This window comes from Chondromyces apiculatus DSM 436 (assembly GCF_000601485.1).
Taxonomy (GTDB): Bacteria; Myxococcota_A; Polyangia; order Polyangiales; family Polyangiaceae; genus Chondromyces; species Chondromyces apiculatus.
This window is the reverse complement of record NZ_ASRX01000060.1, coordinates 85,142-95,655: the sequence shown is the minus strand read 5'-3', so window position 1 is coordinate 95,655 and position 10,514 is coordinate 85,142. Positions and strand designations below refer to the sequence as shown.

Annotated in this window: 7 protein-coding genes and 1 pseudogene; 4 read left to right on the top strand and 4 right to left on the bottom strand. The window is 71.9% G+C overall.

Annotated features, from left to right (window positions below; all coding sequences use genetic code 11):
* Together CAP_RS31290 and CAP_RS31285 are read right to left on the bottom strand one after the other, a co-directional pair.
* A pseudogene (locus CAP_RS31290) lies at positions 1–705 on the bottom strand (hypothetical protein); the annotation flags it as partial.
* Positions 706–712: 7 nt separating this feature from the next.
* Positions 713–2,185 (bottom strand): serine/threonine-protein kinase, encoded by a 1,473-nt coding sequence (locus CAP_RS31285; protein WP_044247511.1) that lies wholly within the window; start codon positions 2,183–2,185, stop codon positions 713–715.
* Between the two features lie 271 nt (positions 2,186–2,456).
* Here CAP_RS31285 and CAP_RS45920 point away from each other — a divergent pair, with 271 nt between their 5' ends.
* Positions 2,457–5,165 (top strand): hybrid sensor histidine kinase/response regulator, encoded by a 2,709-nt coding sequence (locus tag CAP_RS45920; protein ID WP_052376380.1) that lies wholly within the window; start codon positions 2,457–2,459, stop codon positions 5,163–5,165.
* A gap of 74 nt (positions 5,166–5,239) precedes the next feature.
* Here the strand turns inward: CAP_RS45920 and CAP_RS31275 are convergent, their stop codons facing one another.
* Positions 5,240–5,530 carry a hypothetical protein gene (locus tag CAP_RS31275; RefSeq protein ID WP_044247510.1) on the bottom strand — a complete coding sequence of 97 codons (291 nt, stop codon included), beginning with the start codon at positions 5,528–5,530 and terminating at the stop codon, positions 5,240–5,242.
* Between the two features lie 28 nt (positions 5,531–5,558).
* On the opposite strand from CAP_RS31275, the gene CAP_RS31270 reads away from it, so the two are divergent.
* Positions 5,559–7,502 carry a CocE/NonD family hydrolase gene (locus tag CAP_RS31270; RefSeq protein ID WP_044247509.1) on the top strand — a complete coding sequence of 648 codons (1,944 nt, stop codon included), beginning with the start codon at positions 5,559–5,561 and terminating at the stop codon, positions 7,500–7,502.
* Positions 7,503–7,512: 10 nt separating this feature from the next.
* Here CAP_RS31270 and CAP_RS31265 read toward each other — a convergent pair whose 3' ends face one another.
* A complete protein-coding gene (locus CAP_RS31265; protein ID WP_044247507.1) occupies positions 7,513–8,601 on the bottom strand; it encodes a hypothetical protein in 1,089 nt (362 codons plus the stop codon).
* A gap of 109 nt (positions 8,602–8,710) precedes the next feature.
* Between CAP_RS31265 and CAP_RS31260 the strand changes: the two genes are divergently transcribed.
* Both CAP_RS31260 and CAP_RS31255 read left to right on the top strand, forming a co-directional pair.
* Positions 8,711–9,826 carry a polysaccharide deacetylase family protein gene (locus tag CAP_RS31260; RefSeq protein ID WP_052376379.1) on the top strand — a complete coding sequence of 372 codons (1,116 nt, stop codon included), beginning with the start codon at positions 8,711–8,713 and terminating at the stop codon, positions 9,824–9,826.
* A 193-nt stretch (positions 9,827–10,019) separates the two neighbouring features.
* The gene (locus tag CAP_RS31255; RefSeq protein ID WP_044247505.1) at positions 10,020–10,502 is read left to right on the top strand and encodes an STAS/SEC14 domain-containing protein; all 483 of its coding nucleotides are present in this window, start codon (positions 10,020–10,022) and stop codon (positions 10,500–10,502) included.
* Positions 10,503–10,514: the final 12 nt, after the last annotated feature.

The window sequence follows — 10,514 nt, the reverse complement described above, 5'->3', positions numbered from 1 at the left end:
GGGCGTGGTGGGGGTGGGGGTGGGGGGCGGCGCCGGCTTGTCGGCCGGGCTCTCGGGCGCGTCGCGGAGTGCGTCGACACGGAGCTCGGCGCGCTCGCCGTCTTCCTTGATCTCGATGGTGCGCTCCCAGGGCTCCTTGCCGGTGGCCGTGGCGCGGATGACGTGCTTGCCGCGGTCGACAGGGACGGCGACGGCCCACTGGCCGGAGCCGACGGGGATGCCGTCACGCTCGATGGTGAGGCCCGGGAGGTCCTTCACGGCGTCGTCGACGTTGAGGGTGAGGCGGGCGAGCTTCGGTTCGAGGGCTTCCTTGCGCTGCCGGGCGGGGCGCCAGCGGTCGGCGCGCTTCTCGCGGAGGCCCCCCTCCTCGGTCGCGGCGTACATGGCCCAGGCGCTGGCGAGACGGCCGGATTTCTCGTAGCAGCGGGCGAGGGTGATCTTGGCGCCGAGGCCCGAGGGTTCGAGCCGCACCACCTCTTCGAGCTTGGGACAGGCGCTGGCGATGTCGCCGCGTTCCATCTCGGCGACGGCTTCGTTGTACAGGGTCTGGCTGGTGGCGCGGCGCTGGGTGTCGCTGGCGTCCGCGTGCGCGGGCTGCGCGGGGGTAGCGATGAGGGCGAAGGCGAGGGCCGCCACGCTTGCCAGGGTCACCCGGCGAGGAGAGGTGCGGGAAGCTGCCGGTGGGGAGAAGGGCGAGGTCGTCATCTAGGGATCAGTCGATGCCGGGATGGTAGGTGGAGGGCCGCGGTCGGGGCGGCGCCGAGGTCTTGGATGTGGGGGGGCGAGGTACGGTCGCAGCCGTGCTCGCAGCCGCGCTCGCAGCCGCGCTCGCGGAAGGGTCCGGGGTCGCGACGGCACCGGTGGGGCTGGCGACGTTCGGCGTGGGAGAGGGCGCGATGCTCGGGGAGAGATCGGTCCTCGATGCAGCGGCGGCAGGATCCGCCGTGGCAGGGGTGCCGGTGCCGTGCGCGGGATCAGGGTCGGTTCCACGCCCGAAGAGGAAGAAAGCTGCGGGGACGAGCACGAGCAGGGCGGCGCCAGCGGCGAGGGCGAGCCGGAGGGGGCCCTTCGACTTCGCGGGGACGGCCTGGGACTCGTGGACGAGGGCCGAGGTGCTGATGGCAACCGCGCCGGTAACGGGAGAGATCTGGGATGAAGGGGGACGTGGGAGGGGGGAGGCGTGCGGGGGCGCGGGCGAGAGCAGGGGCGCGGAGATGGAGAGGGGCGTGGTCAGGGAGGGCGACGCGGCGGGGGCGTTCGGGGGGGTGGGCCAGGCCGGGGCGCTCGGCATGCGGACGCCGCCAGGGAGGCCGAACACCTCGGCGAGCGCCGCGACCGTCTCGCTCGCGCGGGTGAAGCGGTCCTCGGGGCGGGTGGCGGTGGCGCGGAAGAACCAGGCGTCGAAGGCGGCGGGGAGGGTGACGCCCTGGCGGCGGAGGGCGCGGGAGGTCGGCGGATCGGTGGCGCCCTGGATGATGGCGAGGATGAAGCCGTGGATGGAGCCGGCCTCGTCGGCCTCCTCGGTCCAGTAGGGCTCTCCGGTGAGGAGCACGTAGGCGACGTGGGCGAGGGCGAAGACGTCGGCGGTGGGGCCGATGCGGCCGTCGCCGCGGATCTGCTCGGGAGCCATGAACAGCGGCGTGCCGAGGGGGCGCGTGCGGCCGGCCTCGCCGCCGACGGGGGCCATCGCCTTGGCGACGCCGAAGTCGATGATCTTGAGGCAGGGCGTGCCGTCGTCCTGGGTGACGACGTAGAGGTTGCCGAGCTTGAGGTCGCGGTGGACGATGCCGGCGGCGTGCACCTTGTCGAGGCCGAGCGCGGCCTGGCGCAGGAAGAGCAGCGCCTCGCTCGGGGAGAGGCGGCCCTGCCGGGTGACGAGGGCGCCGAGCTCCTCGCCGCGGAGCAGCTCCATGACCAGGAAGGGGGCGTTCGTGCTGTCGTCGAAGCCAGCGTCGAGGGTGCGGACGACGTGGTTGCTCTCGATGCCGCCGGTGATCTTGGCCTCGCGCTCGAAGCGGGCGCGGAGGTCGGCGCTCTGGAGGGTGCCGGGGAGGAGCACCTTGAGGGCACGGCCGCTGTCGGTCTTCTCGTCCAGCACCTCATACACGGCGCCCATGCCGCCGACCTGGATGGATCGAACGATGCGGTAGCGCTCGTGGAAGAGGGTGCCAGGGTGGAGGATCATCCGCTGCGTGCCTGTTCTGGGGGGGCGCCGCCGGCGCTGGCTCTGCTGTCGTCCTTGCCTGTCGGCATGATCTCGCCCTCCTCGAAATTCCCGGCCAGCGGGCGGGAGTCTAGGTCACGAGAGCGGCATGCGTCCAGGGGTGGTGTCGCCCCCGGCCGCGGAGTAACGTCACGCTCCGCGGTGGTTCCCTGGAGTCGTTGTTCGAGCCCTGCGTCTCCGTGACGGCTCTCCGTGACCGCTCTCCGGATGCAGCGCCACTGAGTCGCACCGGATGATCGTCCCGCTCGATCCTGGCTCTTCTCCGACACGTCGTCTCGCGGCATTTCTGCACGCGGAGCGCGACGTGCTCCTGGCGGCATGGACGCAGCGGGTCGTGGACGCCGCAGGTGCGCCCGAGGCGAAGGGGCAGGGGGGGCCGGCGCTGGGTGGGCGGATCGGGGGCCTCCTCGACCAGCTCCGTGGGGCGCTCGAGGGGTGCCCGGAGGATGAGGAAGAGGCCGCGCGGCGAGGCCGTCAGATCGCGCGCGTCAGTAACGTCGAGCGCGGCGATGTCGAGCGCGGCGAGCGCGTGGGCGCTGGCGGGGAGGGGCTCGCGGCTGCGCTGCGCGAGATCGGGCACCTGCGCGCGATCCTGTGCGGCGGCTGCGCCCGGGGGGGGATCCCGCTGGAGGGGGGAGGGGGCGCGCTCGTGCACGCCGCGCTCGACGAGCTCGCGGTGGTGCTCGGGGAGCAGGCGGGGAGCGCGCTCGCCGCGGCCGAGGGGGAGGGGGTGCGGCTCTCGGAGGAGGTGAAGGCCACCCGGGACCGCTTCGCGCTCCTCGCGAAGGTGTCCGTGGTCATGGGGGACTCGCTGGATTACGAGAGCCGGCTCCAGGCGCTCTCGCGGCTGATCGTGCCCGCCTTCGCGGACGCCAGCGCGGTGAGCATCCTCGATGAGGAAGGCCGGATCCAGCGCCTCACAGACGCCGCGACGGATGGACAGGGCGCGGCGGTCCGGAGGGCGCGGCGGATGCCGGTCCCGGTCGGGCTGCTGCCCATCATCGAGGACACGCTGAGGACGGGGAGGGTGCGGTACTTCGCCGACTACGACCGGGAGGTGCTCGCGGGGCTGCCCGCGGACGACCCGTACGTCGTGGCGACGCGCGAGGTGGGCGTGAAGGCGATCCTCTTCGCACCCCTGTGCGTGCGCGACCGGCAGCTCGGGTATCTCACCGCGGCGATGAGCACCTCGGGCCGCGACTACAGCCCCGAGGACGTGGTCTTCCTCGAAGCCATTGCGGAGCGGGCGGCGCTCGCCATCGACAACGCGCGCCTGTTCAGGGAGGCGGAGAGGCAGCGCCTGCGGCTCGCGCAGGTGTTCGAGCAGGCGCCGGTGGCGATCGCGATGCTGCGCGGTCCGGACCATGTCTACGAGCTGGCGAACCCGCTGGTGGCGAGCCCCTTCCAGGGCCTGGACCTCATCGGCAAGACGGTGGGGCAGATCGTGCAGGGGTCGGCGGTGCAGGGGGTCGTCGAGGACCTGGATCAAGTGTACAGGACCGGCGAGCCCCTCTCCCGCACGGAGATACACCTGGATCTTCCGGTCCGCGACGGCAGCACCCGCGCCACGGTGTACGCCGATCTGGTCTGTCAGCCGATGCGCAACGAGGCGGGGGAGATCGACGGGATCATCGCCGTCTTCATCGACGTCACGGAGCGGGTGCTCGCGCGCAGCCGGAGCGAGGCGCTCGCGGAGGAGCATCTGCGCGAGCAGCAGCAGCACGAGGCCGAGCGGAACCTGCTGCTCGCGCGGGCGGAGCAGGCGCGCGCCGCGGCCGAGGAGGCCAGTGAGCTGAAGGATCAGTTCCTGGCCACGGTGAGCCACGAGCTGCGCACGCCGCTCAACGCGATCCTGGGGTGGACGCGGATCCTGCGCACGACCCGCCTGCCCGCGGAGCGGCAGGAGCGGGCGCTGGAGACGGTGGAGCGCAACGCGCGGGCGCAGACGCAGCTCATCGAGGATCTGCTCGACATCTCCCGGGTCGTGAGCGGCAAGCTCCGCCTGGAGGCGAGCCCGCTCGACCTGGGCACGGTGGTGGAGGCGGTGCTGGAGACGGTGCGGCCCGCCGCGGAGGCCAAGCAGATCACCCTCACGCCGTCGCTCGGGAGCGGCGCGACGGTGATCCTGGGAGACCCGGCGCGCCTGCAGCAGGTGATCTGGAACCTGCTCAGCAACGCCATCAAGTTCACCGCCCAGCGCGGGCACGTGGAGGTCCGGATCGGGCGGGACGAGGCGTTCGCGGCGGTGGAGGTGAAGGACGACGGGCGAGGGATCTCGCCGGAGTTCCTGCCGCACGTCTTCGAGCGCTTCCGGCAGGCGGAGGGGAGCACGACGCGCGCCCACGGGGGGCTCGGGCTCGGCCTGGCGATCGTGAAGAGCCTGGTGGAGCTGCACGGAGGCACGATCCAGGCGCTCAGCGAAGGGGAAGGGCAGGGATCGACGTTCGTGGTGCGGCTGCCGTTCGTGAAGGCGCGGCAGGCGGAAGCGGAGGCGCTCGCGGGGCTGCCTGCGTCCGCGGCGCCCGACGTGGAGCGCCCTCCCGCGCTGCACGGCAAGAGCGTGGTGGTCGTGGACGACGAGGCGGACGCCCGCGAGGTGCTGGTCGAGATCCTGGAGCGCTGCGGCGCGCGGGTGGTCGCTGCCGGCAGCGCGGCCGAGGCGTTCGCGGCGGTGGAGCGGACGCGCCCCGACCTGCTCGTGGCCGACATCGCCATGCCGGGCGAGGATGGCTACATGCTGATCCGGAAGGTGCGCGCGCTCCCGCCCGAGGACGGTGGCCTTACCCTGGCGGTGGCGCTGACGGCGTACACGCGGAGGGAGGACGAGGCGCGGGCGCTGCGGGCAGGGTTCGACATGCACGTGCCGAAGCCGGTGGACCCGATCGCGTTCCTCGACGTGCTGGAGAGCCTCCTCCGGAGAGGGCACGCGGTAGAGGGGTGAGCGGCGAGCGCCCACGTGGCGCCACTGAGATCGTCGGATGCTTCAGCAGCCTGGAGGGGCCTGGTTCCGTGGGGTCACCTGCGGGTGAGCCACTCCAGGAGCGCCACCGCCGCCGCCAGGGCGAGGATGGGGAGCGCGATCCAGGAGATCACCATCCACCACCCTCCCCTGAGAGAGCGTCCGCCGCGGGCGTCGCAGCGTAGACAGATCGCCCACACCCGCGCGCCTCCCTCGGTGAGCACGCAGCAGTCTCCACACACCGGCGCCTCGCAGCGCGCGCAAGGACCTGCCGCCTCGGCGCCGCAGCGCACGCAGCGCGCAGCGCCCCCGGCACCCCCGTCGGTCAGCATCAGGCCGCCGGACATGCCCCGAGCCTACTATGCTCGCGGGCCCATGCGAACCGCGCTGCGCTGTGTCCTCCTCGCGCTCTCCGCCCTGCTCGCGGCCGACGTCTCGGGTTGCGGCCGTGATGCGGCGCCGTCCGACCCCGAGGCAGAGGCCCAGCGCGAGCGGCTTCGCTACGTCGAGGAGCACTACCGCAAGCGCGAGGTGCGCATCCCCATGCGCGATGGGGTGACGCTGTTCACGGCCATCTACACGCCGCGTGATCCGAAGGGGCCCTCTCCGATCCTGATGCAGCGCACCCCCTACAGCGTGAAGCCGTATGGCGAGGACAAGTTCCCCGAGAGAGGGCTCGGGCCGAGCGAGGCGTTCGTGCGGGAGGGCTTCATCTTCGTCGCGCAGGACGTGCGGGGCCGCTTCATGTCGGAGGGCGAGTTCGTCAACGTGCGGCCTCACCGGGCCGGGAAGGCGGCTGGCGAGGTGGACGAGAGCACCGACACCTGGGACACCATCGCCTGGCTCCTCGCCAACGTCGAGGGCCACAACGGCCGGGTCGGTCAGTTGGGTGTCTCGTATCCGGGCTTCTACACCTCGATGGCCATGATCGACGCGCACCCGGCGCTCAAGGCCGTCTCACCCCAGGCGCCCATTGCCGACTGGTTCTGGGACGACATGCACCGGCACGGCGCCTTCGTGCTGCCGCTCGCGTTCAACTTCTTCGCCACGTTCGGGCAGGCACGCGAGGGGCTGGTCAAGGAGTGGCCAGAGCCCTTCGAGCACGGCACCCCCGATGGCTACCAGTTCTTCCTGGATCTCGGCTCGCTGCGGAACGTGAACGATCTCCTCTTCCAGGACCGCATCGCCTTCTGGAACGAGATCGTCGCCCACCCGAACTACGACGCCTTCTGGCAGGAGCGATCCATCCTGCCGCACCTGCACGACGTGCGCCCCGCGGTGCTCACCGTCGGGGGGTGGTACGACACCGAGGATCTCTACGGGCCCCTCAAGACGTACGCCACGACGGAGCGCGAGAACCCGGGTCTCCAGAACTCCGTGGTGCTCGGCCCCTGGTCTCACGGCGGCTGGAGGTCGCCCTCGTTCCAGAGCATGGGGGACATCGATTTCGGGCAGAACACCTCCGAGTACTTCCGGGAGCACGTGGAGTGGCCGTTCTTCCGTCACCACCTCCAGGGCGGGCCGCCGCCGAATTTGCCGGAAGCACTGGTGTTCGAGACGGGCAGCAACCGCTGGCGCGGCTTCAACGCCTGGCCTCCCGTCGAGGCAAAGGAGCTGACGCTCTACATGCAGGAGGGGGGACGCCTCGCGTTCACGGCGCCGACGGGGAAGGGGGACGCCTTCGACAGCTACGTGAGCGACCCGGCGAAGCCCGTGCCGTACACCGAGGAGGTCACGGCAGGCTGGGCGAAGAAGTACATGGTCGAGGATCAGCGCTTCGCGAGCCGGCGCCCCGATGTGCTCGTGTACCAGACCGAGCCACTGGAGGAGGACCTGACCCTGGCTGGGCCGGTGGAGGCTGAGCTGTGGGTCTCCACGACCGGCACCGACGCCGACTGGGTCGTGAAGGTGATCGACGTCCACCCCGGCAAGGTCGGCGAGACGCCAGACGGGGGCAAAGACCTCGGCGGTTACCACCGGCTGGTGCGCGCAGAGGCGTTCCGGGGGCGGTTCCGGGAGAGCTACGCGCAGCCGGCGCCGTTCGAGCCCGACACGGTGACGCGGGTGCGCTTCACGCTGTGGGACCAGATGCACACCTTCAAGAAGGGACACCGGATCATGGTCCACGTCCAGAGCACGTGGTTCCCGTTCATCGACCGCAACCCGCAGTCGTTCGTACCGAACATCTTCGAGGCCGATGAGCTCGACTTCGTGCAGGCGACGCACCGGGTGCACCGCGACGGGGCGCACCCGAGCCACGTGACGATCCGCGTCCTGCCGGCCGGCGAGATCGGCTCGGAGGTCCCCGTCCCGAAGTGAGCGTGCCTCGTCAGGGCGCCGAGGCGCGCCGCTGGATCAGGCTGACGGCGAGGCAACTCTGTTCCTCGCCATGGTTGCAGGCGCGCTCGTGGAGCCCCGCCGCGAGGGGGAGGGGTCTGCCGGCGCGCTCCGCGAGGAGCGCCGCCTCGCGGCAGGCGTGCACGTCGCCGTGCTCGCAGCGCTCGGCGCCGAGGTCGGCCGCGAGATCGAGGCTGCGCACGGCGCCGTGCAGGAAGGCCACCGCTTCGAGGAGCGCGACCAGGAAGGCGCCCCGGCGGATGCAGCGTCCCAGCGCGAGCGCCGCCTGGTCAGGATCGCCGGCCACGCGCACGAGGAGGCGGCCGCCGCCCCGGTAAGCGGTCCCTGGCCCGTGGTGCGCGGCGATCGCGTCGCCCACGCCGAGGTCGATGTCGCCCCTGATCCTGGCCAGCGGTGCTCCCGGGGAGCCTTCGGGCACGTCGCCCGCGGAAGCCAGGTGCTGCACGCGCGCGAGGGCGCAGAGGTCGGCGAGGAGGACGCCGACGACGAGCGCCGCGGACACCACCATCAGCGCGAAGACGGGAGGCGTCGAGACGGCCAGGCCAGCCAGGATTGCAGGCCAGTCCGGGGCGAGGAGGGTGGTGCTGCACCCGAGGACCGCAGCGAGGAGCGCGAGGGCGGCGCGCCCCTCCGCCCTGGCGACCACCGAGCCGCGGCGCACCTGGATGGCGCGCCGCAGCGTCACCACGAGCCCGGCGACCGGGAGGAGGAGCAAGCCTGCGCCGAGGATGCCCAGGAACATGGAGGACAGGATGTCGTCCTGGTGGATGGAGGCGGTGAGGGCGCCGGTGAGGGCGCCTCCGGTGAGGACGAGCACGACGAGGAGGAGCGGGGAAGGCCGCGGGGGCCTGCCGTCGTCGGTGGGGGCCGTCGGTGCAAGGGCCCAGCCCACGAAGGCGAAGATGGCTGCGGCGAAGGTGGCGGCGGTGAGGCGGTGGGAAAGGCTGGCATGGCCGACGGCCGGGGAGGCGAGGAGGTGCGACCAGGACCACCCCACGATGCCGGCGAGCAGCGCGGCGAGGAGTGAGGAGGTCGCGGCGAGGGAGCGGCGGGAAGACATGGCGGTGAGACTGTGACGCCGGAGGGGCCTGTCGTGTTCCCGAACCGGACGCCGGCATGCCCGCGCAGGCTCGCCTTGCACGCCAGGGCGTATGGAGCGAGAGGGGGCCATGCCGTCCAGCCGCTCCGGGAGCATCTTTCACGTGGCGCTGCTCGCCGTCGCTGCCTGCGGCGCTCCAGGGCCGGGCGACGCGGTGGCGCCGGGTCAGGCGTCAGGGCCCCCTCCGGTGGCGGTGACGCCCGTCACCACCGCCGCACCCGTGGCGCCCCGGTCGGCGAACCAGGCGCTGGCCGTGAGTCGAGCGGCCGCGAGGCCAGGGAGCGCAGGTCCGATCGAGGTGGCAGTGACGGTCGACGACCTGCCCGCCCACGGTCCCGTGCCCGCGGGCGTCACCCGCCTCGCGATCCATCAGGAGTTCCTCAAGGTGTTTCGCGCGCACGCCGTGCCCCAGGTGTACGGCTTCCTCAACGCGGCGAAGCTGGCCGAGCACCCGGAGGATCGCGCGGCGCTCGAAGCCTGGGTCGCTGCGGGACATCCCCTCGGAAATCACACCTACAGCCATCCGCACCTGGAGCAGATCGGCCTCGACGCCTACCTCGGCGAGATCGATCGCAACGAGCCGCTCCTGCGCGCGCTGATGGGCAAGGCCGACGAGCGGACATGGAAGGTGTTCCGGTATCCGTTCCTGAAGGAGGGCCACGACCTGCCGAGCCGCAACGCCATCCGGGCCCACCTCGCGGGTCACGGCTACCGCATCGCGCAGGTGACCATCGACTTTGCCGACTGGGCGTGGAACGAGCCCTACACGCGCTGCATGGAGCGCCGCGACGAGGAGGCGATCAAGGTGCTGGAGCGGGCCTTCGTGAACTACGGGCGAGCGTCCCTCCAGTGGTCCGACGCGACGGCCAGGCAGACTTACGGTCGACCCATCAAGCACGTGCTGCTCCTTCACGTGGGCGCGTTCGACGCGCGGGCCATGGACCGGCTCCTCACCGCGTACGAGAAGGAGGGGGTGCGGTGGGTCTCGCTCGACGAGGCGCTCTCCGATCCGGTGTATGCGACGGACACAGGGTTCACGGCGACCTGGGGGCAGTCGATGCTGGAGCAGATGACCGAGGCCCACGCGGCCCCGCACCCGCCGTACATCCCGCTGCCCACCGGCTTCCTGCGCGTCCTTTGCCGTCCCGAGTACAGCGGCGCCGTGCCGGGGGCTTCCGCACCCTGACGATCCGTGACGGGCAGGTTCCCTGCGCGACGTGGTTCACGGGCCTGGACCTCGTGATATTCTCGACCCGGGGAGGTGGGGATGTCCGCAGCACTGCGGACGGCTGGTGGCTCGCGGCGCGGCATGAGCCGTGGACGAGAGCAGCGCTCTGGCGTGCACCGGCTGCAGGCCTCGTTCCCCGAGGGGAGGCTGCATGCTCAAGACATCCATCAGGCGTCTCACACCACCACCAGAGATCTCGGAGCTGGAGGTGGCGCCGCGGTCCAGGGTGCCGATCGGGCGCCACACCATCGTGCTCGAAACGTCGGATGTGGTCAGGCTGGTGATCGAGGGCGACATCTCGGCCGACGACGTGCTCCGCATGCTCGCCCAGTACCGCCTCGCGGCCGAGGCGCATGGCTACGTGCTGGTGATGGCCGACGTGTCGCGGCTCGGCAGCATCAACGCGGACGCGAGGAAGGCGCTCTGCGCCGGGATCGACATCCCCATGCGGGGCACGGTGATCTACAACGCCAGCTTCCAGGCGCGGATCCTGTCCACGCTGGTCACGGGCGCGCTCCAGCTCTTCACGGGGGCGCACAACCACCCGGTGGTCTTCCTGCCCGACGAGGCCGAGGCGCAGCGATGGATCGCAGAGCGCCGCACGATGCTGGGCGGCGCGGCGCTGGCAGTGTGACCCCGGCGCAGG